This is a genomic window from Frigoribacterium sp. Leaf263, assembly GCF_001422285.1.
In the GTDB taxonomy this organism is placed as follows: domain Bacteria; phylum Actinomycetota; class Actinomycetes; order Actinomycetales; family Microbacteriaceae; genus Frigoribacterium.
Genome location: NZ_LMMO01000004.1, coordinates 1 through 25,415, shown reverse-complemented (window position 1 = coordinate 25,415; position 25,415 = coordinate 1). Strand labels below are relative to the sequence as shown.

27 protein-coding genes and 1 pseudogene are annotated in these 25,415 nt (G+C 73.0%); 10 read left to right on the top strand and 18 right to left on the bottom strand.

The window, feature by feature from the left end:
- Window positions 1-6 precede the first annotated feature (6 nt).
- The 3 genes from ASF17_RS09310 to ASF17_RS09300 all read right to left on the bottom strand — a co-directional run bounded on the left by ASF17_RS09310 (window position 7) and on the right by ASF17_RS09300 (window position 2,560).
- Complete coding sequence (locus ASF17_RS09310) at window positions 7-1,011, bottom strand: iron-siderophore ABC transporter substrate-binding protein (RefSeq protein WP_055798701.1); 1,005 nt, start codon at window positions 1,009-1,011, stop codon at window positions 7-9.
- Window positions 1,008-1,907 (bottom strand): ABC transporter ATP-binding protein, encoded by a 900-nt coding sequence (locus ASF17_RS09305; RefSeq protein WP_055798698.1) that lies wholly within the window; start codon window positions 1,905-1,907, stop codon window positions 1,008-1,010. Before ASF17_RS09305 ends, ASF17_RS09310 begins: the two co-directional genes overlap by 4 nt.
- A 209-nt stretch (window positions 1,908-2,116) precedes the next feature.
- Window positions 2,117-2,560: a hypothetical protein gene (locus tag ASF17_RS09300; protein WP_055798695.1), complete on the bottom strand. Its 444-nt coding sequence runs from the start codon at window positions 2,558-2,560 to the stop codon at window positions 2,117-2,119.
- Window positions 2,561-2,702: 142 nt separating this feature from the next.
- Here ASF17_RS09300 and ASF17_RS09295 point away from each other — a divergent pair, with 142 nt between their 5' ends.
- A complete protein-coding gene (locus ASF17_RS09295; protein WP_235476515.1) occupies window positions 2,703-3,176 on the top strand; it encodes a DUF805 domain-containing protein in 474 nt (157 codons plus the stop codon).
- 9 nt (window positions 3,177-3,185) lie between these two features.
- Here ASF17_RS09295 and ASF17_RS09290 read toward each other — a convergent pair whose 3' ends face one another.
- Window positions 3,186-4,319: a LysM peptidoglycan-binding domain-containing protein gene (locus ASF17_RS09290; RefSeq protein ID WP_055798691.1), complete on the bottom strand. Its 1,134-nt coding sequence runs from the start codon at window positions 4,317-4,319 to the stop codon at window positions 3,186-3,188.
- Window positions 4,320-4,509: 190 nt separating this feature from the next.
- On the opposite strand from ASF17_RS09290, the gene ASF17_RS09285 reads away from it, so the two are divergent.
- Window positions 4,510-6,213 (top strand): RecQ family ATP-dependent DNA helicase, encoded by a 1,704-nt coding sequence (locus tag ASF17_RS09285; protein WP_055798688.1) that lies wholly within the window; start codon window positions 4,510-4,512, stop codon window positions 6,211-6,213.
- A gap of 20 nt (window positions 6,214-6,233) precedes the next feature.
- On the opposite strand, the gene glsA is transcribed toward ASF17_RS09285, so the two are convergent.
- From glsA to ASF17_RS15280, 9 genes are all read right to left on the bottom strand, one after another.
- Window positions 6,234-7,202, bottom strand: a complete 969-nt coding sequence (glsA, locus tag ASF17_RS09280) for a glutaminase A (protein ID WP_082475237.1) — start codon at window positions 7,200-7,202, stop codon at window positions 6,234-6,236.
- 20 nt (window positions 7,203-7,222) lie between these two features.
- The gene (locus ASF17_RS09275) at window positions 7,223-7,546 is read right to left on the bottom strand and encodes a hypothetical protein (protein WP_200913469.1); all 324 of its coding nucleotides are present in this window, start codon (window positions 7,544-7,546) and stop codon (window positions 7,223-7,225) included.
- A 60-nt stretch (window positions 7,547-7,606) separates the two neighbouring features.
- Window positions 7,607-7,921, bottom strand: coding sequence for a hypothetical protein (locus ASF17_RS09270; RefSeq protein WP_055798685.1), 315 nt, complete (start codon window positions 7,919-7,921; stop codon window positions 7,607-7,609).
- An 87-nt stretch (window positions 7,922-8,008) separates the two neighbouring features.
- Window positions 8,009-9,616, bottom strand: a complete 1,608-nt coding sequence (locus tag ASF17_RS09265) for a GMC family oxidoreductase (protein WP_235476514.1) — start codon at window positions 9,614-9,616, stop codon at window positions 8,009-8,011.
- 11 nt (window positions 9,617-9,627) lie between these two features.
- Window positions 9,628-10,686 (bottom strand): hypothetical protein, encoded by a 1,059-nt coding sequence (locus tag ASF17_RS09260; RefSeq protein ID WP_055798681.1) that lies wholly within the window; start codon window positions 10,684-10,686, stop codon window positions 9,628-9,630.
- A 457-nt stretch (window positions 10,687-11,143) separates the two neighbouring features.
- A complete protein-coding gene (locus ASF17_RS09255) occupies window positions 11,144-11,476 on the bottom strand; it encodes a hypothetical protein (protein WP_235476513.1) in 333 nt (110 codons plus the stop codon).
- 411 nt (window positions 11,477-11,887) lie between these two features.
- Window positions 11,888-12,049: a hypothetical protein gene (locus tag ASF17_RS15545; protein ID WP_156357374.1), complete on the bottom strand. Its 162-nt coding sequence runs from the start codon at window positions 12,047-12,049 to the stop codon at window positions 11,888-11,890.
- 125 nt (window positions 12,050-12,174) lie between these two features.
- A complete protein-coding gene (gene nhaA, locus ASF17_RS09250; RefSeq protein WP_055798678.1) occupies window positions 12,175-13,500 on the bottom strand; it encodes a Na+/H+ antiporter NhaA in 1,326 nt (441 codons plus the stop codon).
- Between the two features lie 121 nt (window positions 13,501-13,621).
- The gene (locus ASF17_RS15280) at window positions 13,622-13,804 is read right to left on the bottom strand and encodes a hypothetical protein (RefSeq protein WP_156357373.1); all 183 of its coding nucleotides are present in this window, start codon (window positions 13,802-13,804) and stop codon (window positions 13,622-13,624) included.
- A 102-nt stretch (window positions 13,805-13,906) separates the two neighbouring features.
- Between ASF17_RS15280 and ASF17_RS09245 the strand changes: the two genes are divergently transcribed.
- Together ASF17_RS09245 and ASF17_RS09240 are read left to right on the top strand one after the other, a co-directional pair.
- Window positions 13,907-14,806: an SDR family oxidoreductase gene (locus tag ASF17_RS09245; protein WP_055798675.1), complete on the top strand. Its 900-nt coding sequence runs from the start codon at window positions 13,907-13,909 to the stop codon at window positions 14,804-14,806.
- An 80-nt stretch (window positions 14,807-14,886) separates the two neighbouring features.
- Window positions 14,887-16,710 (top strand): serine/threonine protein kinase, encoded by a 1,824-nt coding sequence (locus ASF17_RS09240; protein ID WP_055798671.1) that lies wholly within the window; start codon window positions 14,887-14,889, stop codon window positions 16,708-16,710.
- Window positions 16,711-16,814: 104 nt separating this feature from the next.
- On the opposite strand, the gene ASF17_RS09235 is transcribed toward ASF17_RS09240, so the two are convergent.
- Entirely contained in the window at window positions 16,815-17,093 is a 279-nt protein-coding gene (locus ASF17_RS09235; protein ID WP_055798668.1) for a GlsB/YeaQ/YmgE family stress response membrane protein, read from the bottom strand.
- 172 nt (window positions 17,094-17,265) lie between these two features.
- Here ASF17_RS09235 and ASF17_RS09230 point away from each other — a divergent pair, with 172 nt between their 5' ends.
- Entirely contained in the window at window positions 17,266-17,664 is a 399-nt protein-coding gene (locus ASF17_RS09230) for a PLDc N-terminal domain-containing protein (RefSeq protein ID WP_055798665.1), read from the top strand.
- Between the two features lie 85 nt (window positions 17,665-17,749).
- Complete coding sequence (gene deoC, locus ASF17_RS09225) at window positions 17,750-18,439, top strand: deoxyribose-phosphate aldolase (RefSeq protein ID WP_055800573.1); 690 nt, start codon at window positions 17,750-17,752, stop codon at window positions 18,437-18,439.
- A gap of 120 nt (window positions 18,440-18,559) precedes the next feature.
- Here the strand turns inward: deoC and ASF17_RS09220 are convergent, their stop codons facing one another.
- Together ASF17_RS09220 and ald are read right to left on the bottom strand one after the other, a co-directional pair.
- Window positions 18,560-18,832 (bottom strand): hypothetical protein, encoded by a 273-nt coding sequence (locus ASF17_RS09220; RefSeq protein ID WP_055798662.1) that lies wholly within the window; start codon window positions 18,830-18,832, stop codon window positions 18,560-18,562.
- Between the two features lie 95 nt (window positions 18,833-18,927).
- Window positions 18,928-20,043, bottom strand: a complete 1,116-nt coding sequence (gene ald / locus ASF17_RS09215; RefSeq protein ID WP_055800570.1) for an alanine dehydrogenase — start codon at window positions 20,041-20,043, stop codon at window positions 18,928-18,930.
- 152 nt (window positions 20,044-20,195) lie between these two features.
- On the opposite strand from ald, the gene ASF17_RS09210 reads away from it, so the two are divergent.
- From ASF17_RS09210 to ASF17_RS09195, 4 genes are read left to right on the top strand one after another with little or no spacing between them, the layout of a single operon-like run.
- Window positions 20,196-20,702 (top strand): Lrp/AsnC family transcriptional regulator, encoded by a 507-nt coding sequence (locus ASF17_RS09210; RefSeq protein WP_055798658.1) that lies wholly within the window; start codon window positions 20,196-20,198, stop codon window positions 20,700-20,702.
- Window positions 20,703-20,739: 37 nt separating this feature from the next.
- Complete coding sequence (locus ASF17_RS09205) at window positions 20,740-21,786, top strand: acyl-CoA dehydrogenase (protein WP_055798655.1); 1,047 nt, start codon at window positions 20,740-20,742, stop codon at window positions 21,784-21,786.
- Window positions 21,780-23,273 (top strand): PIG-L family deacetylase, encoded by a 1,494-nt coding sequence (locus ASF17_RS09200; RefSeq protein WP_055798653.1) that lies wholly within the window; start codon window positions 21,780-21,782, stop codon window positions 23,271-23,273. Before ASF17_RS09205 ends, ASF17_RS09200 begins: the two co-directional genes overlap by 7 nt.
- Window positions 23,270-23,998 carry a glycosyltransferase gene (locus ASF17_RS09195; protein ID WP_055798648.1) on the top strand — a complete coding sequence of 243 codons (729 nt, stop codon included), beginning with the start codon at window positions 23,270-23,272 and terminating at the stop codon, window positions 23,996-23,998. The genes ASF17_RS09200 and ASF17_RS09195 overlap by 4 nt, the downstream gene beginning before the upstream one ends.
- Window positions 23,999-24,020: 22 nt before the next feature.
- Here ASF17_RS09195 and ASF17_RS09190 read toward each other — a convergent pair whose 3' ends face one another.
- Together ASF17_RS09190 and ASF17_RS15750 are read right to left on the bottom strand one after the other, a co-directional pair.
- Window positions 24,021-24,506, bottom strand: coding sequence for a glutathione peroxidase (locus ASF17_RS09190; RefSeq protein WP_055798645.1), 486 nt, complete (start codon window positions 24,504-24,506; stop codon window positions 24,021-24,023).
- Between the two features lie 587 nt (window positions 24,507-25,093).
- A pseudogene (locus ASF17_RS15750) lies at window positions 25,094-25,415 on the bottom strand (hypothetical protein); the annotation flags it as partial.

The following is a 25,415-nucleotide window of genomic DNA, read 5'->3' as shown; positions in this document are numbered from 1 at the left end:
GTCGGGTCAGTCGGTCAGGGTCGAGACGACGGCGTCGACGTAGGCCGTCATCGCGGCCGGTCCGCCGAACATCCAGATGCCGTCGGGCAGACGGTCCACGTCGCCCGACTCGACGAAGGGCAGCGACTTCCACACGGCGTTGTCGCCGAGCACGTCGGCGAACGGGTCGTCGCCGTCGACCTCGTTCGTGATGTAGAGGAACCGCGTGTCGTCGGGCAGCTGCGTGAGGCCCTCGACGTCGGTCGCAGCGAGGCCGTAGGCGGGATCGCCCTCGACGGTCCAGGCGTTGGTGAGACCGAGCTCCTCGGTGACGTCGCCGACGAGCGAGCCGGCGGCGTAGGGGCGGATGCCCACCTGGCCGGCGTCGACGTAGCCGTCGGCGAAGGCGACGTCGGTGCCCTCGAGCCCGGCGTCGGCGATGGCCTGCCTGCCGTCGGCCAGGGCGTCGTCGAAGGCCTGCTTGACCTCGGTCGCCTGGTCCTCGGTGCCCGTCGCCTTCGCGATGAGGTCGAGGTTGTCGGTCGCGTTCTCGATCTGACGCGAGGCGTCGGCCGAGGTGATCTGCAGCACGGGGGCGATCTCGCGCAGCTGCGTGACGGCGTCGGCCGGCAGGTCGGTGGTCGCGACGATCAGGTCGGGGGTCAGCGAGGCGACGGTGTCGAGGCTCGGCTCGCCCCGCGTGCCGATGTCGGCCGGGTCGTTGGTCAGCGGCACGGACGCGCCCCAGGCCTGGTAGCCCGCGACGTCGGCCACGCCGACCGGGTCGACGCCGAGGGCGACGAGGTCCTCGACGACGTTCCACTCGGTGCCGACGACCTTCGTGGCCGGGCCGTCGAGGGTGATCTCGGCTCCGGTGGCGTCGGTGAGGCTGATGGGGCCGCTCGAGGCGGAGGTCGAGCCGGAGCCCTCGCCCTCGGCGTCGGTGGCCTCGGTGGTGCCGCACCCGGCGAGGGTGAGGGCTGCGGCGGCGGCGACGGCCGCGGCCGTCAGGAGTCGTCGTCTGGTGTTCACGGGTGGAGCCTCTCGGTTCTGGTGTGGTGCCGGCCGATCGCGCGGGTGCGCAGGTGGCCGGTCGTGGGGTCGGTGTCGACGTCGATGCGGATGCCCCAGACGTCGCTCAGGAGGCGCGGTGTCAGCACGGCCGACGGCTCGCCCTCGGCGACGATGCGACCCTCGCTGAGCACGACGATGCGATCCGCGAGGGCGGCCGCCTGGTCGAGGTCGTGGAGCACGACGCCGACGGCGATGCGCCGGTCGTCGGCGAGCTCGCGCACGAGGTCGAGCAGCTCGACCTGGTAGCGGAGGTCGAGGTAGGTGGTCGGCTCGTCGAGCAGCAGCACGCCGGTGTCCTGCGCGAGGCAGCTGGCGAGCCAGACCCGCTGCAGCTGGCCGCCGGAGAGCTGGTCGACGCCGCGCCCCGCGAGCTGCGCGACGCCCGTCAGATCGAGGGCGCGGTCGACCGCGACGGAGCCGTCAGCGTCGCCCCGGCCCCAGCGGCCGCGGTGCGGGTGGCGGCCGAACTCGACGACGTCGCGCACGGTGAGGCCGCTCGGCGTGGGGCGGCCCTGCGTGAGCATGGCGACGCGGCGCGCGAAGTCGCGGGGCGAGAGCGCGAGGGCGTCGGTCTCGGAGTCGCGGGTGTCGGCGCGGGATGCGCCGGTGGTCGTGCCGGAGCCGTCGCCGTCGCCGAGCGAGAGGGAGCCCGTCCGGGCCTGCTGGAGGCGCGCGAGGGTCCGCAGGAGGGTCGACTTCCCGCTGCCGTTGGGTCCGATCAGCGCGGTGACGCATCCGGGCCGGAGCTCGAGCAGCGCGTCGTGGACGACGTCGACGCCGTCGTAGGCGATCGAGACGCCGTCGGCCCGGAGGGCGGGGGCGGCCGTCGTGCCGGTCGGGGGATGGGGGCTCACGGTCGCTTAGGTTAGCCTAACCTCACTGCAGAGCGCGACCCGGGTCTCTCGAGATCGAACGAGGCCCCGTCCGGAGCCGGCGCGCGCACCGGCTCCGGAGTCCCGACGCGACGACGGGCCGGCTCCGCCCGCCGGGCCGATGACCCGGGGTGCGGCGCCGGCCCGTCGGGCTGGTGCTCGTGGTGCTGGTGCTGCGGTGCCGGTGAGGCCTAGCCGCAGGTGTACGTGATGCCGTCGACGACGTGGGTGCCCGGTCCGAGATCGGCGCAGGCGGAGATCACCGCGGTGATCGACACGGCGAAGACGATGATACCGACGATCGTGATGATGATCACGACGATCGAGATGATGATGCCGGCCAGCGAGAGCCCGCGGGGCTGACCCGCACGACCGAAGCGCTTGTACGAGATGATGTTGAGCACGAGGCCGACGATCGCGAGCAGTCCGAAGAACGACAGCACGAAACCGGTGATGGCCATGGCCTTCGACGGCGGCTTCGAGCCGTCGGCGTTCTGGTTCGGACCGGGGTCGTACGACTGCGGAGCCGATCCGTACGACTGCTGCGCGCCTCCCTGGCCCGGGTAGCCCGGCTGACCGCCGTAACTCGGCTGGTTGGGCTGGTTCGGCTGGTTCGGATTGTTGTCGTTGGTCATGCGCGGTTCCCCTCGGTTCGCGGTCGTTCCGCTCAGCCTAGGGTGCGGGGGCCTCCGGGGACCGGGCGGGATCCACGCTGCGGCGGAGTCGGGCTCGTCGGCCGGAGCCGGGGTCCGTCGCCCGCGGCTCTACGATGAGACGGTGACCCTGGCCTCCAGCCCCCGCGAACCCGAAGGGCGACACCGCCCGCCCCTCCACCTGCCCCACTACCGGGCGCCCTTCGTCGAGGCCATGCGCCGTTTCGTCCTCAAGTACGCGACGTTCTCGGGCCGCGCAGGCCGCGCCGAGTACTGGTGGGTGGGGCTCGTCCAGTTCCTGCTGCCGTTCGTCATCCAGGGCGTCACGGGCGTGCTGACCGGCGACTGGAGCGAGGTCGACGGCCAGTCCCTCTCGAGCGCCCCGAACGTGGTGCTGTTCGTCATCTACCTGGCGACCGCCGTCCCCACCCTGGCTCTCACCTGGCGGCGTCTGCACGACGTCAACCGCAGCGGGCTCTGGACGTTCGTCATCCTCGTGCCGTTCCTCGGCTGGATCGCGTTCCTCGCGTTCCTGCTGCTGGGCCCCCGCCCCGAGGGCGCCCGCTTCGACCGCTCGCCCGTCGTCACCTCGTACTGACGCCGCCGCTCAGACCGCCGCGGGGTCGAGGTTCAGCGTCGTGCCCTCGAACAGACGCTGGTCGTCGCCCAGCACCTGGAGCCCGGCGTTGAGGTAGATCAGAGCCGCCACCGAGATGTCGAAGCGGGCGGCGACCTCGGCGATCGTGTCGTTGGGGGCGACGACGTAGCGGCGGGGTGCGCCGGCGTCCGTCGTCGAGCTGACCTGCCCGGCCGCCAGCGACGCGGGGCCCGAGTCGACCGGAGCGATGTTCGTCTCGCGGGGCGGGATGCTCCAGGCGACCGACGACACGGCCAGCACCTTGTCCGGTCCGATCTCGAGCGGCACCCCGTCGGCGCTCGGCGCCGACGAGTAGGTGACGATCGTTCCGAGGTACGACGGCTGGCTCGTGCCGAGCGCGACCCGGCCCGACGCGGGCGAGGTCGTGGGGCCCCCGAGCAGCACCGAGCCGACGCCGTACGACGTCATCCCGTCGCCCACCGACGGCGCGATGTCGATGAGGGTGACCGAGACCGGCACGGGCAGGGTCGACGTGAACCCCGAGTACTCGATGTCGTAGCCGTCGGACCCGTCGGCCACCACGCGGTAGTGGAACGCCACGCTGCCGAGCGGCGAGCGGACGTCGCTCTCGCTCACGACCGTCCCCGCGGGCACCGTCGCCACCGACGGCGCCGGCAGCGCGGCGTCGGCCGGCGCGGCCGTGGCCGCCTGCTGCGTCGGCTCGCCGGAGGGCGTCGGCGTGGGGGTCGGGGTGGGCGTGCTGCTGGGGCCGCCCTGTCCCGCGCCCGGGCGCGCCGAGGCGGAGATCGTGGCGGGGGCCGGTCCGGCCGACGTCTCGTCGCCGCGGAGCCCGAGGGCGTCGCCGAAGATCACGAAGGAGGCGCCGATCACCGTGGCGACCGCGACCGAGACCGCGATGATGGGCACGACGGCCCCGCCGCGCTTCTCGTCACGACGCTCCGCCCGTCGCTCGCCGCGTCGTCGGGCACCCGCCGCCGGCTCGACCCGAGCGGCCTCGAGCCAGTCGTCGACGCTGTGCTCGGCCGTGCTCGCGGTGCTCGCGGTGCCGTCGGCCGTCCCGTCCGCCGTGCCGTCCTCGGCACCGCTCCGGTCGTCCCCTGCGTCGCGTTCGTCGTCGGTCATGCCATCCCCGTGTGTGATCGTCTCTCCGAAGCCGGAGCTCCCCCGACGATGATCCTAGGGCGGGTCGGAGTAGTGTGCCGCCGCCGACGACGGACGGGGTACGAGGTGCCGACCAGAGGCTGGGAATCGTGCGCGTGTCCCGGCCCGCGTGCCTGGAATGGATCCCTGCCACACAGATCCCGAGGACACCATGAGCACCGCGCACCCCGCCGCCGCACCAGCCGCCACGACCACCACCCCGACCGAGCGCATCACCCGGGCCGCCGCCGATCTCTTCGGCTGGGACGATCTCCACCCCGCGCAGCTCGAGGCCATCGAGTCGGTCGTCGCCGGCCGCGACACGCTCGCCGTCATGCCGACCGGGTTCGGCAAGTCCGCGATCTACCAGGTCGCCGGCGCCGTGCTCGACGGCCCGACCGTCGTCGTGTCGCCCCTCATCGCCCTCCAGGCCGACCAGGTCGCCGGTCTCATCGGCCGCCCCGACGCCCCGCCCGCCGCCGACATCAACTCCGGTCACACCGACGCCGAGAACGAGGCGAGCTGGGATCGTCTGGCTGCGGGCGAGGTCACCTACCTCTTCCTCGCCCCCGAGCAGCTCGCCCGCGACGAGACCGTCGACCGGCTGCGCGACGCCGACGTCGCGCTCGTCGTCGTCGACGAGGCCCACTGCGTGTCGTCGTGGGGTCACGACTTCCGGCCCGACTACCTGCACCTCGGCGAGATCGTCGAGCGTCTCGGCCGCCCGCCGGTGCTGGCGCTGACGGCGACCGGGTCGGTGCCCGTGCGCGACGAGATCGTCGAACGGCTCCGACTCGACGACCCTCTGGTGCTCAGTCGCGGCTTCGACCGGGCGAACCTCGCCCTCGAGGTCGTCCGCCACGAGGACGACGACGAGAAGGTGCGCGCCGTCGTCGACCAGATCGCCGACTCCGCGATCCCCGCCATCGTCTACGTGGCGACGCACCGCGAGACCGAGTCGTACACGGAGGCGATCTCCGAGCGCTGCCCCGACCGCACCGTCGTCGGATACCACGGCGGGCAGCGCGCCGCAGAGCGGGGCCGGCTGCACGAGCGGTTCCACGCCGGCGAGGTCGACGTCGTCGTGGCCACGAGCGCGTTCGGCATGGGGATCGACAAGCCCGACGTGCGCGTCGTGGTCCACGCCGACGTGCCCGAGTCGCTCGACGCCTACTACCAGGAGATCGGTCGGGCCGGGCGCGACGGCGAGCCCGCGATCGCGACGCTGCACTACCGGCCCGAGGACCTCTCGCTGCGGTCGTTCTTCGCCTCGGGTCTGCCCGGCCGGGCCGACCTCCGCGACGTCTTCACGGCCCTCTCGGCCGCCGGCCGACCGGTGACGCGGGCCGAGGTCGCCGGGCAGCTCTCGCTCGGCAGCCGCACGGTGTCGCGCCTCATCGATCTGCTGCTCGAGGCGGGTGCGCTGACCGAGTCGGCCGACGGCTTCGAGCCGGTCGCCGGGCTCGAGGCGGCCGACGCCGCGGCGTCGGCCCGGGAGGTGGCTCAGACGCGCGAGCGGGTCTCGTCGTCGCGCATCGAGATGATGCGCACCTACGCCGAGACGACCGGCTGCCGACGACGGTTCCTGCTCGGCTACTTCGGCGAGGACTCGCCCGAGCGGTGCGGAAACTGCGATCTCTGCAGCGCCGCGAGCGACCGGGTCGAGGAGGCGCGCTCGGGAGGCGACGAGGCGCACCCGGCCGACACCGCGCCTCCCGCGTTCGCCACCGACGCTCGCGTCGTGCACGCGACCTGGGGCGAGGGCACGGTCATGAGCACCGACGACGACCGCATGACCGTCTTCTTCGAGCGCGAGGGCTACAAGGTGCTCGCGGTCGCCGACGTGCTCGACCGCGGGCTGCTCACCCCGGCCTGACCGGCCCGGGTCCGACCGGCTCAGGTCCGATCGACCCCGACCCCGACCTCGGTCTCGGCCTCCGCCGAGCGGGACGGCCGGCCGGGGAAGCCGAACGAGTGCAGGCCGTACTCGTCGCTGAGCACCCGGCTGAGGGCCTCGCCGCGGACGCTCGTGCCGAGCTCGTCGAGAGGCGGACTCACGATCGCCGCGCCGAGCCGGTTCGGGGCGGACAGCACGATCGCGCCCGAGACGCTGGACTTCGCGGGCACGCCCACCGCGCGCATCCACCGGCCCGAGCCGTCGTAGACGCCGCAGGTCGCCATCACCGACACGACGTCCCGCGCGATCGCGACCGAGACGACCTGCTCGCCGGTGACGGGGTTGCGTCCGCCGAACGCGAGGGTCGCGCCCATCACGGCCAGGGCGGTCGCGTCGACCATGACGGAGCAGGCGCGGGCGTAGACGGCGACGGCCTCGTCGGCCGTCTGGTCGAGCGTCCCCTCCGATCGCATGAGATGCGCCAGGGCGTGGTTGCGGTCGCCGTGCAGCTGCTCGCTCTCGCTGATCTCGCGGTCGACGTCGAGGTCTCGCCCGGCGAAGGCGCTCAGGCCGGCGGTGATCCGGCGGGAGCGGGCGTCGCCCGAGTCCCCGTCGACGAGGTTGGCGGTGAGCAGGGCTCCGGCGTTCACCATGGGGTTCGGCGGCCGCCCCGTGTGGCTCTCGAGCTTGAGGGCGTCGAAGGCCTCGCCGGTCGGCTCGATGCCCACCTGGTCGAGCGCCTCGCCGCCGGTGTCGGCCAGAGCCAGCGCGAACAGGAACGGCTTGACCGCGGATTGGATCGAGAAGAGATGATCCGCGTCGCCCGAGGCGGCCATCTCGCCGTCGGGATGGACCACGGCGACCCCGAACAGCTCGGGGTCGGCGTCGGCGAGCTGGGGGATGCTGTCGTCCACCGCGCCTCCTCGGGTCGACAGGACGGAGGCGCGGAGGGCATCGAGGGACGGCATGCCCCCCAGCCTGACAGGCGCTACGGCGTCGAGACCGAGGCGAACCAGTCGGCGTACCGCGTGTTCACGGCCATGCGGCGGGTCTCGTCGGGCGCGTCGTCATCCCACCAGACCGGCCCGCGCTCGCCGAGCGACGTCTTCGCCGCGTCGACGCGCTGACGTGCGCGCTCGACGGCGTCCGCGTCGTCGTGGCCGAGTGCCGTCTTCTTGGCGCGCCGCGCCTCCATCAGCTCGTGGACGAGCTCGGCCCGTCGGTCGTCGGTCACCGAGGGGTCCGCCCGTCGCCAGAGCCGACCGCGCACCACGATGTAGCGGCCGTCGGGGGTCACGAGCGGTTCGGCCATGCGGTCGGTCTTCCGAGTCGAGAGTCGGGCGGGGAGCGCGAGCTCTCCGAGCAGGAGTCGCTACGGGTTCTCGTCGCGCATGGGGCGGCGATCGTCGCCCCGGCTGTCGCCGGTCGTGCTCGCCCACCGGGCCACGAGACGCCGGGCGACGGGCAGCGGGCAGGGGATGGTGACGGCGCCGGTGCGGCTGACGATCGTGAGCCGGGCCGCGCCCGACAGGCCGCGATGCCACATGCGCGAGACGTCCATCGTGACGCCGCCGTCGTCGCCGCTGTCGCTGCGACGGGGCTCCGTCATCTCGAGGGTGAGGCGGTTGCCGAGCACCTGGATGCGGTAGACGACGCCGTCATCGCTCCAGGTCTCGGCTTCGTCCACCCGATGAATATACGAACGGGTGTTCGACGATGTCCAGTCGACGACGCCTCGACGCATCAGACCCTGCCGATTCTGGATAAGCGCGCCTCAGGCGGCGACCCCGTGGGGCCGCGCCGCTGCGGACGCATCGGCCGCCGCATCGGTGCCCTCGCCCTCGCCTTCGCCCCGGGACGCGAGGAACCGCTCCGCCGTCCGCAGGGCCAGCGCCATGATGGTCAAGGCCGGGTTCGCGACGACGGCGCTCGGGAACACGGAGTTGTCGCAGACCCAGAGGTTGGGCACGTCGAAGCTGCGCCCGTCGGCGTCGACGACGGCGTCCGCCGGGTCGTCGCCCATGCGGCAGGTGCCGATGGTGTGGGCCGTGCGGGCCAGGATCATCGTGTCGGTCGCGCCGGCCGCCTCGACGATGGCGGTCATCGTCGCGATGGCGTGCTCGTCGATGGCGTCTTCGTTGGGCCCCGCGGTGAACGAGACGATCGCCTTGGGGATGCCGAACTCGTCGAGCTCGTCCGACAGCACGAGGCGGTTGTCGTCGCTCGGCAGGCACTCGGCGTTGATGCCGACCCCGGCCAGGTACCGGTAGCCCTCCATCGCCTCGACAAGCTCGTCGCCCCAGAGCCCGCCGCCGCGCACGAGCGTCGTGGCCAGCGTCAACGGCATGACCCCGAGGCTCTGGATGAGATAGCCGCCCACGAAGTCGACGCCCTGGGGTCGCATGGTGTCTTCGGTGATGATCGACGACGGGTAGCCGCGGTGACTGCGGATCTCCTCGGTGAAGGTCCCCCACACCTGGGTCGCCCCGTGCGCCATGTAGTTGCGGCCCACCTGGTCGCTGCTGTTGGCGAGCCCGGTGTGCAGCAGCAGACGGGGCGTCTCGACGCCGCCCGCGCAGAGGAAGAGCGCCTTCGTGCGCTGACGGTGCTCGACCCCGTCGCGGGTGTAGACGACGGCCGAGACCTCTCCCGCCTCGTCGAGCTCGATGCCGTGCACCATCGACCCGGGGCGGATCTCGGCGCCGTGCGCGACGGCGGAGGGCAGGTAGGTGGTGTCCATGCTGACCTTGGCGCCGTTGCGGCAGCCCTGGTGGCAGCTGCCGCAGTTGACGCAGGCGTGACGGGTGCCCGCGTGCTCCTGCTCGCGATCGACGGTGGTGACGGCGACGGGACCGTCGGTGGCGGTGATGCCGAGCGCCTCGCAGCCGCGGATCATCATGTCCGACGAGGCGTTGCGGGGCGCCGGCGGGAGCGTGTACCGACGCGAGGGATCCCACGGGTAGTCGGCGGGCCCGGCGATCCCGACGAAGGCCTCGACGCGCTCGATGTACTCGATCAGCTCGGCGTGCTCGATCGGCCAGTCGACGCCCTGACCGGTCAGCGACCTCAGCCGCAGGTCGCGCTCGTCGGGTCGGGGTGTGAAGGCGCCCCAGTGCAGGGTCGATCCGCCGACGCCCTTGCCGCTGTTGTTCAGACCGAACGCCGTCGGGTTCTCGCCGCTGCTGAGCCGTTCGTCCATCCAGTTGATGGCGACGGCCTCGGTCTCGTCCTGGGTGAAGCGCTCGGGATCGAAGTTCTCGCCGGCCTCGAGGGCGACGACCCGCAGACCCCGGGCGGCCAGCGTGCTGAGGATCGGTGCACCTCCGGCGCCCGTGCCGATGACGACGGCGTCGACGATCTCGTCGTCCGGGTAGGTGCTCATCTGGTCGAGGTTCATCGGACGACCTCCATCGTCGGTTCCCACTGCTCTCGCCGGTCGGCGCCGAGCAGGTCGTAGCCCTGGAACATCGCCCCGCCGGGTCCGCCGTTGGCGAAGCCGTCGAACCCGATGCGCTCCATCGTGGCCGGGTGGGCCAGCCAGGCCCGCACGAGGTCGACCCGGGCGTCCTCGAACCACAGCTGCATCTGGTCGGCGCTCATGCGGCCGTCGGGCGCCTCGAAGTCGCCGTCGATGATCGCCTGCACGCGGGACCGTTGCTCGTCGAGCCCGAGGAGGTGCAGGTCGGCCAGGGCGTCCAGCCCGCGTCGGTAGGCCTCGATGTCGGGCGGGAGCGCGGCGTTCCGCCACCCGTCGGACTTGCCGAGGTTCTGATCGGCGTCGATGCGGGCGGCGAGGTCGATGGCGGCCCCGGGGCGGGGTGCCCGCTGGGGGACCACGAGGTCGGCCACGAGGCGGAGCGTGTCGAGCTGCGTCGCGGTGAGCACCTCGGGCCGGCGGTCGGGGTCGTCCGCGAGGGCGCGGCGTGCGAGCAGCGCCCGTGTCTGCGGGCTCGTGCGCGTCGAGGCGATGACCTCGGCGAAGTCGCTCGACATGGTGGGGCCGAGACCGGCGCGATCCCGCCAGAACACGGCGACCGCGTCGACGGCGGCCGAGGGGGTCGTCGTGTCGTCGAGCACGAGGGTCGGCACGCCGGGCGCCTGGTGCGGCGGGACGGCTTCGCTCACGACGAGACCGGCGAGTCCGAAGACCCCGGCCTCACCCGAGAGGATGCGGGCGGCGGTCTCGGCGACGACGCGGACGTCGGATCCCGAGGCGGCGAGCAGCCAGCGGGGTGCTCCGGAGGCGCGGATCGCCCGGACCACGGCCGTCACGCCGTCGTCGAGGCTCGCACCGGGGCGCAGGGCCTCCGTGATCTGCACGTCGAACGGGGCCGGGCCGGATCCGCCGTCGAGCGTGCCGACGAGTGCCGAGACGAGCCCGGTGGGCGAGGTGTCGTCGTCGCGCACGACGATGACGGTCGCGCGGGGCGGCGCGAGGCGTTCAGAGGACACGGGGCTCCTAGAGAGAGTGGCCTCAGGCGAGGACCTTCCGACCATACGTCTCCTCGTCCGGCCCGGTACCGGTTCTCACCGGCAACGGACAGGAGGCGCGTGAGCGGCCCATCGGGGAGGGGACGTGACGCGGGTGCAGCAGCCCGGGAGTCGCTCGGATCGTCTTTGATCCGAGCGGCCGGCACCGAGCTTTCGGGTTCTCGGTGACGTGTCGACCACCGCGCAGCGCCAGATCACGGTGGGTTTCGGGTATCCGCCGGAGGCACGCACAGCGCGAGGTCGACACGGGGTTGCTAGGCACCCGGGTAACGATTCGGAGACGATCTCTCCCCGGTTGGGGGGTATCACGACTTTTTCGCAAATCGGATGATGGCAGCGCTTCGCGGATGGCCACGTGCTAACGCTGGCGACGCGGTCGGGCCCGGCGCGCCTCCTCGGCGTCGGCTCGGCTCGCGGGCTAGGAGCGCACCCCGGCGGGCACGACCTGCTCGACGAGTCGCACGTGGCTCGTGGCCACCCGGGTCGGCTGGCCGGCGAACGCCGCCGCACGCGAGTCGCTCGCGAGGTAGGCCTCCTCGACGGCGGCGAAGCGCTCGGCGTCGCCCGCCACGCTGACGGCCCAGACGAACTCGCCCGCCTCGCGGTCGGCGTAGGCGAACTCGATGGCGAAGCCCTCGGCCTCGCGGGCGGGGACGATGTGCGTGCCGAACCACTCCACGAAGTCGTCGAGGACTCCGTCGACGAGCTCGTAGCGACGCAGCTGGACGGTCTTCACGCTGGAGATGCTCATGCGGCCAGCCTAGGTCGGCGGCCCCGTCGGGGTCCGCCCGTGAACGACGACGGGCCTCCCGGCGAGGGGAGGCCCGTGGTCGGTGATCCTCGTCGGCGTCCCACGTCGTGGGCCGCTGGTACGGATCATGCCGTCCCGACCGGGTGACGGTCGACGAGGCGGGTGGAGCAGGTGGTTCAGGAGGCGCGGCTCAGGATCACCGCTCCGGTTCAGTCCAGATCGTCGTCGTCGATCCCGGTGTCGAAGTACGACACGTGATCGATCTCGTCGGAGGAGGCCAGGATGCGGGCCGAGAAGGAGGGGCGCACGATCAGGCTGCGAGTCCGGCGTCGTCGCCGCGGCCGGCGAACAGCTCGGAGAGGTCGAGGGCCTCGGTCGGCGCGAGCTCGACGTGACGCAGGTCGGCGGCGCTCATGCGCCGAAGCCCAGCGTGACGAGGAGGGCGGCCGTCGCGGTGATGCTCGCGGCGACCGCCGACGTGGCGATCACGAACAGCGTGGCCTGACGGTCGTTGTCGCGGACCTCCGAGAAGGGGCTGCGGACTCGCGTGGCGGTGGGTCGGATGATGCTCATGACGATGCTCGTTCCTGGCAGCCCTGCGCTGCCGTCGTGCTGGATGACGAGGCCGGTGGCCTGTCCGCATCGCCCGTGAAGTCGATGCATGAGCATGCTGTCACGCAGATCGCTAGAGCGCCTAACTATGTTCCGATCGAGTTCGCTTCATGGACATCCCGCCGGTAGGCGCGGTTCCTGACGCTGAGGATCGTCGCCCCGATGACCGCCGAGACGAGCGATCCGACGAGTACGCCGACCTTCACGTGGTCGTCCGCCTCGCTGCCGAGACCGAACGACAGCTCGCCGATCAGCAGCGAGACGGTGAAGCCGATCCCGGCCACGAACGACAGCCCCACGAGGTCGGGCCAGCGGACGGTCTCGTGCAGCCGCAGACCCGGGAGGCGCGTCACGACGAAGGTGGTGACCGTGATGCCGATCGACTTGCCCAGCACCAGAGCGAGCACGATGCCGTAGGCGACCGAGTCCGTCAGCGAGTCGACGAGACCCGAGAAGCCCCCCACCGTCACACCGGCCGAGAAGAAGGCGAAGACCGGCACGGCGACGCCCATCGAGAACGGGCTCACCCGGTGGGCGAAGTGGTGGGTCATGCCCGAGAAGAGCGCGCGGCCCTCGTCGTCGAAGCCCGAGGCGACACGCGCCCGGGCGCTCGCGACGACGGGCACCGAGAATCCGAGCAGCACGCCGGCGACCGTCGCGTGGATGCCCGACTCGTGCACGAGGGCCCAGGTGATGATCGCGAGCGGGATCAGCAGGTACCAGGCGCGGACGCCCCGCTGCGCCAGGAACCCGAAGATCGCCAACGGCACGAGGGCGAGGGCGAGCGGCAGGAAGGCGATGTCGTCGGTGTAGAAGATCGCGATGATGCTGATCGCCAGGAGGTCGTCGACGACGGCGAGGGTGAGCAGGAACGTGCGGAGGGCCGGCGGCAGGAACTTGCCGACCACGGCGATGACCGCGACCGCGAAGGCGATGTCCGTGGCCGTCGGGATCGCCCAGCCGCGCAGCGCGTCGTCGCCGGCCCCGAGGTTCAGCACCGTGTAGAGCACCGCGGGCAGCGCGACGCCGCCCACGGCCGCCGCGACCGGCACGGCGGCGAGGCGCGGGTTCCGCAGGCTGCCCGAGACGAACTCCTGCTTGAGCTCGAGACCGACGACGAAGAAGAAGACGGCGAGCAGGCCGTCGGCCGCCCAGGTGCCGATCGTCAGGTCGAGATGCAGGGCGGCGGGCCCGATGCGGGTGTCGCGGACGCTCTCGTACCAGTCGACGAGAGGCGTGTTCGCGGCGACGATGGCGAGCACGGTGGCGGTCAGGAGGAGGACGCCGGCGACGGTGTCCTGGGTGACGACGTCGGCGACCCGGCGCGCGGCGTGACGGGCACGGGACGCGCGGGCCGGAGGCGGCGGCGTCGGAGACGAGGGGGTGGGCGAGTGGGGCGCGGCGTGGCTCATGAGCGTCTTTCGGGTGAGGTGTGCGACAGGGCGTCGACCCGCCGGCTCCCCGCGCGCCGGAGCGCGGCCCTCGGCCGCCGCGCGGAGGGCGCGACGACGGGACGGAGGGCGAGGGGGCGGGTCAGACCGCGGCTGGGGGCGGGCATCCGGCGATCTCACCGTGCGCGTTGGTGCCCCACAGGCTCATCCAGCCGTTCGTGCCGCATGTGCGCTTGGTGAGCACCAGTCGGTTGGGGAACGCCGCCGTGTCTCGACGTCGAGCCCGGGTGGGGGCCGAGGTCGGGGAGCACGGGCTGAGGGTCACCGCACCAGGGTACCCGCGCCTCCTCGGTGCCGTCCCCTGCGGATCCCGGACGGCGGGGGACGCCCGCACCGCACGCTCAGGCCCTCGGCGTACGACGGGTGGATGACCCGCGATCAGTACACCTTCGACGACCCCCGCACGCGATTCCCCGTCATCAGCCCCGAGGTGCAGCAGCAGCCCGAGCCGGGCCTCCAGTCGAGGATGACGCCGGTCCCCGACCTGGGCGAGAGCACCTACCGGGGAACGGGCCGCCTGACCGGCCGACGCGCCCTCATCACCGGCGCCGACTCCGGCATCGGCGCGGCCGTCGCGATCGCCTACGCCCGCGAGGGCGCCGACATCGCCCTCACGTACCTCCCCGCCGAGGAGGAGGACGCCCGTCACGTGATCGAGGTCGTCGAGGCGGCCGGTCGGAAGGCCGTGGCGATCCCCGGGGACCTCACCAGCGCCTCCTTCTGCCGGACGCTGGTCGAGGAGGCGGTGGCCGGCCTGGGCGGGCTCGACGCCATCGTGAACGTGGCCGGTCGCCAGATCTGGCAGGAGGGGATCGACCGGATCACCGACGAGCAGTTCGACCTCACCTTCAAGACCAACGTCTACGCGCCGTTCTGGATCATCAAGGCCGCCCTGCCGCATCTCGGCCCCGGCTCGACGATCATCAACACGGCGTCGCTCGAGGCGTACAGCCCCGCCCCCGACCGCCTCGACTACGCGACCACCAAGGGCGCCATCAACAACTTCTCGAAGGGCCTCGCCCAGCAGCTCGTCTCGAAGGGCATCCGCGTCAACGTCGTCGCCCCCGGGCCCACCTGGACCGCGCTGCAGGTCACCCGTGGCGTCGACCCCGAGACGCTGCCCGAGTTCGGCTCGAGCGAGTCGCCGATGGGCCGCGCGGCGCAGCCCGCCGAGCAGGCCCCGGCCTACGTGTTCCTGGCGAGCGCCGAGTCGAGCTTCGTGGCGGGCGAGACCCTCAACGTCAACGGGGGCATGGTCACGCCGTAGGGGTCGGCCCGGGCGGTCCTCCGGGTGCAGCGTCCGCATAGGGTGGGGACGTTGCCCACACGACCCGGACAGGAGGCGACATGGACACCCCGGACCTCACCGCAGGCATGGTGCTCGACGGTCGCTACGAGATCGAGTCCGTGCTCGGCCGCGGCGGCATGGCCAGCGTCTACCGCGCCCGCGACACGCTGCTCGGCCGCGTGGTCGCGATCAAGCTCTTCGCGCCCACCGGCGCGGACGCCGCCGAGCTGCGGCGCGAGACCAGCGAGGTCCAGGTGCTCGCCGGGCTCGCCCACCCCGCGATCGTCACGCTGTTCGACGCCCGCGTCGACGACGCCGACCGCGCGTACCTCGTCATGGAGTTCGTCGACGGTCCGACCCTGCAGTCTCTCATCTCGGACGGCCCGCTGGCCCCGGCCACCGCGGCCGCCATGCTGGCCGACCTCGGCGAGGCCCTGCACGTCGCCCACGAGGGCGGCGTCGTCCACCGCGACGTGAAGCCCGCGAACATCCTGCTCGCACCGGTTCCCGGCGGCGAGGGGCGGTACCGGGCGAAGCTCGCCGACTTCGGGATCGCCTACCTCGTCGACTCGACCCGGCTGACCGCCACCGGCACCGTGATGGGCACCGCCGCGTTCATCAGCCCCGAGCAGGCGCTCGGCAAGCCGATCGAACCGCCCTCGGACGTCTACTCGCTCGGTCTCGTGGCGCTCGAGGCCCTGACGGGGTCGCGGGTCTTCACGGGCTCGGCGATCGAGTCGGTCATGGCGCGCCTGCACAACGACCCGATCGTGCCGTCGTCGCTCGAGACGGGCTGGGCGTCGCTGCTGACCTCGATGACCGCGAGGGACCCGGAGGCGCGCCCGACCGCGCTCGAGGTCTCACGCCGCGCGTCGCGGCTCGCCTCGGCATCCCGCGGTGGCGGCACCGCCGACCTGGCCGCCGTCCCCGACCCGACCGAGCCGCTCTCGCCCCGTGATCGCACGATGGTGGTGCCTGCTGCTGCGGCCGCTGCTGCTGCGGCCGCAGGTGCGGGCGCCGCGGGTGCGGGCGCGGCGGCCGCCGCGGGGGCGACCGACGCCCCGACGGCCGCGTACGGCTCGGATGCTCCGACCGCGGCGTACGGCACGGCCGCGGCCTCCGGCGGCGACGCCCCCACGGCCGCCTACGGGGCGAACGCCCCCACCTCGTCGTACTCGACCGACGCCCCGGGCTCCGACGCCCCGACCGAGCGCTTCGCCCCGGCGGTCGGCGTGGGGTCGGCTGCGACCGGCGGCGGGGTCGCGGCCGGCTCGGGAGCCGGCGGGACGGGGATCGGAGGCGGTCTCGGCGACCGGGACCGCGCCTCTTCGGGTCGACCGAGATGGGTCCTGCCCGTGATCATCGTGGCGGTGCTGGCTCTCATCGCCGGGGCCGTCGTGTGGGGCGTGTCGCAGGGGTCCGGCGGCGACGGCGCACCCGCCGAGACCAGCTCGCCCGCGAGCACCGCTCCGAGCGACGAGCCGTCGGGTGAGACGACGCCCGACGGGACGACGCCCAGCGAGACGACCGCGCCGCAGCCCGAGCAGTCGGCGCCCTCCGACGAGCCCGAGCCCGCGCAGCCGTCCGAGACGGCACCCGCGCCCGCGAGCCCCAGCACGCCCGCTGACGAGAACGAGGACGAGCCCGACGAGAACGAGCCGGACGAGAACGAGCCGGACGAGAACCCGATCCCCGAGGTCACCGTGCCCGGCACCGACATCGGCACGGGTTCGGTGACCGGCCCCGGCAACAGCGGATCGAACCCCAACTCGGGCCCGGGCAACAACAACGGCAACGGCGCGGGCAGGCGCAGCGGCACCGTCGACACCGTCGACACCGTCGACACCGTCGACACCGTCGAGGACGTCGTCACGACGCCCTAGCGCCGCCCGGGCGAACTCCGCCCCGCGCACCGACCCCCGCCGAGAACGAGAGAACGGGCCGCCCTCCGCGATGGAGGGCGGCCCGTCCGGCCGTGCGGTGTCGACTAGTTGCGAGCACCCTTGCGGCCGGTGACCTTGAGGTAGATGACCAGGACGATGATGGCGCCGATGATCGAGCCGATGATGCCCGAGGTCTGGAAGAAGCCGTCGGGGTTCTGGCCGGGGAAGATGAGGTAGGCGAGGAATCCACCGACGAACGATCCGATGATGCCCAGGAGGATGGTCATGGGGATCGAGATGTTCTGCTTGCCGGGGACGACGAGGCGGGCGACTGCACCGGCGATGAGGCCGATGACGATGAGGCTGATGATCAGACCGAGCATGATGACTGCTTTCTTCGTGTGCGCCGGGTCGGCGCGGTTGCTGCCACGGGGTCGGGCAATCACCGACTCAACCACTCCTGCGGCTCCGCGGGCCAGATTCGTCCGATCTGATCCAGAAAACCCTGCAAACCGGTGGTGGTGCAGGTAGGAGTTCCCTGAATATGATCACCCCATGTACGTCCTCGTCTCCGGCCTCCTCTTCGCCCTGGTGCTCGTCGCTCTGGTGGACATCATCACGAGGCAGGACGGTCAGGTGCAGCACCTGCCGAAGCTCGTCTGGGTGCTGCTCGTGGTGCTCCTGCCGCTGATCGGCAGCATCCTGTGGTTCGCCGTCGGGCGCGAACGCTCGGCACCGACGGAGAACGTGACGTTCGGGGATCCGAGGAGGCGCGAACGGCTCGGATTCGGCGGCCCGCGCACGCAGACGGTCGCCCCCGCCTCCCGCGCCCTCAGCACCGAGGAGCAGCTCGCCGCCCTCGACCGCGAGATCGAGTTCCACGAGCAGCAGGCCCGTCTGCGGGCCCTCGAGACCGAGGTCGAGAAGCGCCGAGAGGGCGGTCGCCCGGCCTGAGCGGGCCGCCGGTTTCGTCGTCGCGCTGCGACGGTCGATGATGGACGACGAGCCGATCGGGCTCGATCGCCCCGGAAGGACCCCCATGACCGAGACACTGCAGGCCGCCGACATCGTCCGCCTGGTCGACCACACCCTGTTGAAGCCCGAGGCGACGCACGCCGACGTCGACGCCCTGATCGCGGAGGCCGTCGAGCTCGGCGCCTACTCCGTCTGCGTCTCGCCGTCGATGCTGCCGCTGGTGCTGCCCGAGGGTTCCGAGCTGAAGATCGCCGTCGTCGCCGGGTTCCCCAGCGGCAAGCACACCTCGGCCGTCAAGGCGTCCGAGGCCCTCGAGGCCGTCGCGTCGGGCGCGCACGAGGTCGACATGGTCATCGACGTCGGTGCCGCGAAGGCCGGCGACTTCATCAGCGTCGAGGAGGACATCGCGATCGTCCGCGGCGCCGTGCCGAGCCCGACCGTGCTCAAGGTGATCATCGAGTCGGCTGCCCTCAGCGACGACGAGATCGTCGCCGTCTGCCAGGCGGCCGAGCGCGCCGGGGCAGACTTCGTCAAGACCAGCACCGGGTTCCACCCGACCGGCGGTGCGACCGAGCACGCCGTGCGGCTCATGGCGCAGACCGTGGGCGGGCGTCTCGGGGTCAAGGCCTCGGGCGGCGTGCGCACCATCGACGACGCCCGTCGCTACGTGGCCGCCGGTGCCACGCGTCTCGGCGTCTCGGGCACGCGCGCTCTCGTCGAGGGCGCCGACTCCGCAGCCGGCTCCGGGTACTGAGCCCCGGCGGACGGCCTCACCGCTCGACCCGGGCGCGGCCGGGCCGGAGACCGGGCGCCGCCCGGCCGGAGACGTGGGCGCTGCCGGCCGAGACCGGCCGCGACCCGGACGGAGGCGCGCTCAGTCGTAGAGGCGGCCGAGCAGCCAGTGACCGGCGGCGTCGCGGACGACCTCGAACATGTGGGTCGTGCCGTCCGACGCCGTCGCCTGGAACCGCCAGCCGTAGAAGCGCTGCGGCGGGTGCGTGATGAGCTCGTGCACCATCGTCGGCTCGTCGACGAGCGGGGTCGGGGTGTCGCTGACGCGCCACCGCACACCGTCGTGCACGAGTCGCGCGGGCAGCCCGTCGTCGAACCAGAGAGCGACCGTCGACCGCGTCGTGGAGATGTTCATGGCCCGCCTTCCGTTCGAACGCGTGTTCGATCCGAGGCGAGTGTAGGCAGGTCGATCGTGCCGACGCAACCGGCCCGGCGCGTCGTCGCGATCGCCTAGGGCGCCGCCGGGGCCACCGCCCCGAGCGGCATGCCGAGCGCGGCGGCGACGCCCGCGTTGGTCACGACGCCGGAGTGCACGTTGACCCCGGCGGCCAGGGCCGGATCGGCCGCCGTCGCGGCGCGCCAGCCCCGCTCGGCCAGGGCGACGACGTAGGGCAGGGTCGCGTTGGTCAGGGCGCGGGTCGAGGTCTCGGGGACCGCGCCCGGCATGTTCGCCACGCAGTAGTAGATCGCGTCGTGCACCGCGAAGGTCGGGTCGTCGTGCGTCGTCGGCCGCGAGCCCTCGAAGCATCCGCCCTGGTCGATGGCGATGTCGACGAGCACCGCCCCCGACTTCATGGTCGCGACCATCTCGTCGGTCACGAGCTTCGGCGCCGCCGCGCCCGGGATCAGCACCGATCCGATGACGAGGTCCGCCTCGCGCACCTGGGCGGCGATCTCGAGCGGCGTCGAGGGCCGGGTCTGCACCCGCCCGTCGAAGCGGACCTCGAGGGCGCGCAGCCGGGGCAGCGACAGGTCGATCACGGTGACGTCCGCGCCGAGGCCCAGCGCGTTCGCGGCGGCGTGCTCGCCGGCGACGCCTCCGCCGATCACGACGACCTTCGCCCTCGGGGTCCCGGGCACACCCCCGAGCAGGGTGCCGCGCCCCCCGGAGGCGCGCATCAGCTGGTAGGCGCCGACCGTGATCGAGAGCCGGCCGGCCACCTCGCTCATCGGCTGGAGGAGCGGCAGCGACCGGTCGGGCAGCTGGACCGTCTCGTAGGCGAGGGCGGTCGTCCGGGAGGCGACCAGCGCCTCCGTCAGCTCCCGGTCGGCCGCGAGGTGCAGGTACGTGAAGAGCACCTGCCCCTCGCGGAGCAGCGGGTGCTCGCTCGCGATCGGCTCCTTCACCTTCAGCAGCAGGTCGGCCCGCGACCAGACCTCGGCGGCCGTCTCGACGATCGTCGCCCCGGCGGCGAGGTAGTCGGCGTCGAGGATGCGCGATCCCACGCCGGCGCCGCTCTCGATCAGCACCTCGTGGCCGCGTCGCACGAGGGCGTCGACCCCGGCCGGGGTGACGGCCACGCGGTTCTCGTTGTTCTTGATCTCGGTGGGGACTCCGACGCGCATGGCGTCTCCTGTCGTGTCGGGGCCCGCGGGCCGGTCGTCGTCGATCGTTGAGACGATGCTGACGTCGATTCGTTTCATCCGTGTTTCCGCCGAAGAGAATTCTGCGAAGATCGGGCGATCGACCTGTCGCGCCCTTCTGAGAGGTGTTTCCCGTGTCCGAACCGAACGATCTTCGACCCGTTGCCGCGCCTCCTGCCGATCTCGACGAGGTCGACCGGCGCCTGCTCGACGTGCTCGTCACCGACGGGCGCCTCTCGAACGCGGCGCTCGCCGCGGCCGTCGGCGTGGCTCCGTCGACGGCCCACACGCGTCTGCGCTCGCTGATCGACCGCGGGGTCATCACCGGGTTCCTCACGAGCGTCGACCAGCGCCGCATCGGCCGGCCGCTGCAGGCGATCGTCGGCGTCACCCTGCGGCCCGGTTCGCGGCAGGCGGCCATCACGGCGTTCTCGGAGGCCGTGCGGAGCCTGCCCGAGGTGCTGCAGGTGTTCTTCCTCGGCGGGCAGGACGACTTCATCGTGCACATCGCGGTGTCCGACTCGAGCGAGATCCGCACGTTCGTCGTCGACCATCTGTCCGCGCAGCCGAGCGTCGCCTCGACCCGCACGAGCATCGTGTTCGACTACCACCGCAACGGCGTGGCGGCCTCGTTCCGCTGATCGGACCGGTGTCGGCGGCAGCGGATATGTTCGGACCATGCAGCTCTCCGTCCCCGGCGAACCGGGAACGCTCACCCGACTGATCACCGACCACCTCCCCTCCGACGTCCCCGGCGCCCTGCGGCTCGCCGTGTCGCTGACCGACGGCGACGGAGGCGCGGCGCCCGTCCCCGGGGCCGGTCGCACCGCCGACCTGTGGCGCGCCCTCGCGACCCTCGCCGCCCACGACCTGGGCGCCGCGCGCGCCGTCGAACCGCATCTCGACGCGATCGCGATCCTGAGCCAGGCGGTCGACGCAGGCCAGCTGCCCGGGACGACCCGCGCCTCCTCGGCGGGAGTCAGCTGGGGCGTCTTCGCCGCCGAGCTGCCCGGGGCCCGGCTCGAGGCGCTGCCCGTCGGCGACAGGTGGGCGCTCTCGGGCGAGAAGGGCTGGTGCTCGCTCGCCGGCGTTCTCGACTCGGCCCTCGTCACCGCCTGGGCGGGCGACGAGCGCCGGCTCTTCGCCGTCGACCTGCGCCAGCCGGGGGTCGAGGTGGCCGAGGGGGCCTGGCACGCGCGGGGTCTCGTCGAGATCCCGTCGGGTCCCGTGCGCTTCGACGCGGTCGAGGCCACGCCGGTCGGCGAGCCCGGCTGGTACCTCGAGCGTCCGGGCTTCTCGTGGGGCGGCATCGCCGTCGCGGCCTGCTGGTACGGCGGGGCCGTGGGCGTCGCCCGCGAGCTGCACCGCTCCGTGGTCCGCCGCGACCCCGAACCGTTCTCCGCCGCCGCGCTCGGCGCCGTCGACGAGCGGCTCTCGGACGCCCGACGTGCTCTGGCCGAGGCCGCGACCCTCGTCGACTCGGGCGCCGCGACCGGCGACGAGGGCCGGCTCCTCGCGAAGCGCGTGCGCACCACGGTCGCCCATGCCGCCGACGACGTCCTGACCCGGGTCGGCCGCGCTCTGGGCCCCGCGCCCCTCGTCTCCGACGACGCGCACGCCAAGCGCGTCGCCGACCTCGGCCTCTACCTGCGGCAGCACCACGCCGAGAGGGACGACGCGTCGCTCGGGCGTCAGCTGCGCGAGAGCGCCGTCGCCCCGTGGTGAGGTTCGACGCGCGCGACCCCGCCGGCTCCGTCGCGGCCTGGGTCGACGACGGCCGGCTGGCGGCGCTGCCGGGCGACCCGCGCCTCCTCGGCGACGGGCCCCTGCTCGTGCTCTCGGCGCACGCCGACGACGAGACGCTCGGTGCGGGCGGACTCATCGCGCTCGCGGTGCGCGCGGGCCGGTCGGTCACGGTCGTGGTCGTCAGCGACGGGGCGGGCTCGCACCCCGACTCGCGCACGACGACCGCCGAGGCGCTCCGTCACGAACGGGCCGCCGAGGCGCGCGCGGCCCTCGACGAGCTCGGCGCCGGCATCGACCTCGTGCTGCTCGACGTCGCCGACGGAGCCCTGCAGGAGGCGCGGGCCGACATCCGCACCCGTCTCGCCTCGATCATCCGCGGGCTCCACCCCTCCGTCGTGCTCGCGCCGTGGCGCGGCGACGGGCACCGCGACCACCGGGTGCTCGGCGAGATCGCGGCGGAGCTCGTGGCGGAGGCGGTGGCGGACGAGGCGGCCGGGGCGGCCGAGGGCGGCCCCGCGCTGTTCGAGTACCCGGTCTGGCTCTGGCACTGGGGCGATCCCGAGCACCCCGACGTGCCGTGGGACGACCTCGTGCGGGTCGAGCTCGACCCCGCCGCCCGCGAGGCCGCGGCCCGGGCGCTCGACCGTCACGCCTCGCAGCTGCGACCCCTGTCGTCCGAGCCGGGCGACGAGGCCGTGCTGCGCCCCGACTTCGTCGCGCACTTCCGTCGCGACGCCGAGGTCTTCGTGCGGTCGACGCCCCGGGCGCCTGACGGCGCGGCCGGCGGCGCGTCCGACCATGCGCCCGACGGCGCGGCCGGCCACGCGCCCGACGGGCGGAATGCCGACGCGGGCGCCGACGCGGGCGCGGTGCCGGGCAGCCGCTTCGACGCGACGCATGCCCGGCAGGCCGACCCGTGGGGCGTCACGACGCGCTGGTACGAACGACGCAAGCGGGCGATCACGCTCGGGTCGCTGCCCGACGAACGGCTCGGCGCGGTGCTCGAGATCGGCTGCTCGATCGGCGTCGTGACGGCCGAGCTCGCCGAGCGCGCCTCGTCGGTGCTCGCCCTCGACGTGTCGCTCGTCGCCGTCGAGCAGGCCCGCGCCCGGGTGGCCGGTCGTCCGCACGTGCGGGTCGAGCAGGCCGACGTGACGCGGGGGCTGCCTGACGCCGGCCCCTACGACCTCGTGCTGATCAGCGAGGTGGGCTACTACCTCGACCCCGAGCAGTTCGAGCGGCTCCTCGACGACGTCGAGCGGGTGCTGACGCCCACCGGCGTCGTCGTCGCGTGCCACTGGCGGCACGGCGCCGACGACTTCCGGCAGAGCGGCGACGACGTGCACGCCGCACTCGTCCGCCGACCGGGACTGCACGCCGTCGCGCACCACGACGAGGCCGACTTCGTGGTCGACGTGCGGTCGCGCGACGGGCGATCCGTGGCGGCCCGGACGGGTCTGCGGTGACCGCGCCGCGCCTCCTCGGGGTGGCCGTGGTCGTCCCCGCGCGCGACGAGTCCGATCTGATCGAGCGGTGCCTCGCCTCGATCGCGGTCGCACGTGAGCAGCTGAAGGGCATCGCCCCGGAGGTGCGGGTCGTCACCGTCGTCGTCGCCGACGCCTGCACCGACGACACCGCCGATCGCGCCCGGCGGGCCCCCGACGTCGTCGTGATCGAGACGGCCGGCCGGGCCGTGGGCATGGCCCGCGCCGCCGGGGTCGACGAGGCCATGCGACATCTCGCGCAGCTCGGCGTCGACGGGAGCTCGGTGTGGATCGCCAACACCGACGCCGACTCGGCCGTGCCCCCGCGGTGGCTGACCGTGCAGGTCGAGCTCGCCGACGACGGCGCCGACGTCATGGTCGGCACGGTGCGCCCCGACTTCGCCGACCTCGACGCCGAGCGGATCGCCGCCTGGACGGCCCGCCACACCCCGGGGCGTCCGAACGGGCACGTGCACGGCGCCAACCTCGGCATGCACGCGATCGCCTACCGGCGGGCCGGGGGCTTCGATCCGCTCGACCTGCACGAGGACGTCGTGCTCGTGCAGCGGCTGAGAGACAGCGGTGCCGTCGTCACCGCCTCCGACGCCGGCGAGGTGCTGACCTCGGGTCGGAGCGTGGGGCGGACGCCCGGCGGCTACGCCGGCTACCTCGCCCTGGATCTGCTCGGGCAGCGACCCGTGGCCTAGGGGCACTGCCCAGGCGGTGCGCCTAGGCCGGGAGCGACGCCTCGATCAGCGACACGATCTCGGGGGCGTCGGGCTCGGTGGTCGGGCGGAAGCGGTGCACCGCGCCTCCGGGGGTGATGACGAACTTCTCGAAGTTCCACTTCACCTTGCCGCCCTTGCCGTCGGCGTCGACGGCCTTCTTCAGCTCGGTGTACAGCGGGTGCTCGTGGCGGCCGTTGACGCGGATCTTCTCCATCATCGGGAACGTGACGCCCCAGGTCGCCGAGCAGTACTCGTCGATCGCCTCGGACGACCCGAGCTCCTGCAGGAACTGATTGCTCGGGAACCCCAGCACCGTGAAGCCGCGCTCGCCGTACGTCCTCTGCAGCTCCTCAAGCTTCTCGTACTGGGGGGCCAGCCCGCACCGCGAGGCGACGTTGACGACCAGCACCACCTTGTCGCTGTACGCGCCGAAGGTCGTGGTGTCGCCGCGGAGGGTGGTCAGGTCGATCGGATCCAGTGCGCTCATGGGGTCGAACCTACGCTGCCCGGCGGGGAGATCAGGGCGCGCCAGGTGTGCGCCTGCTGGGGGCAGGGGAGGTGACGGTCCAGCCCGGCCGGCCGACCTCGGGCGGTCGGCCCGGGGCGGGTACGGGAAAACCCCACCCTGCCGGCCTGGTGAGGGCTGGCGGGGTGGGGTTCCACCGGGAACAGGGGTCCCGGCACGGGGCCGGGGCCCCTGTCGTCGTGATGACCCGTCTGACGACCGGCGACGCCGACTACACCGACCTCCTCCTGGCCTCCGGCGNGTCGAACGGGACGCCCTCGACGGCGTCACCGGCGGCGGCGATGTCGGTCACGAACCGGGGCGGCCGGTCGCGGGCGGGTACGGGAAAACCCCACCCTGCCGGCCTGGTGAGGGCTGGCGGGGTGGGGTTCCACCGGGAACAGGGGTCCCGGCACGGGGCCGGGGCCCCTGTCGTCGTGATCGGGTGGTGCCGCCGCAGCGGCGCCGACTACTCGGTCGCGACGGTGATCTTCGCGACGCCGACGAGCATCTCGTCCTGGACGGCGTCGGTGTTGAAGGTCTGGTTCAGCAGCGCGGCGGCNCGCCGACTACTCGGTCGCGACGGTGATCTTCGCGACGCCGACGAGCATCTCGTCCTGGACGGCGTCGGTGTTGAAGGTCTGGTTCAGCAGCGCGGCGGCGTCGGGGCTGATGTGCACCGTGGTGCCCTCGAGGACGGCGTTCGAGCCCTCCATCTGCAGGGGCTTCAGGCTGCCGCCGTAGAGGTTGAACAGGTACGCGTCTTCGGCGGCGACCTCGCCGTTGGCGGTGACGGTGCCGTAGAGCTTGGACTCGCCCGGGTCGATGCGGAAGTCGGTGAGCTCGACGACGGTGTCGCCGGCGGTCAGCGACAGGCCCGAGCCGTCGTGG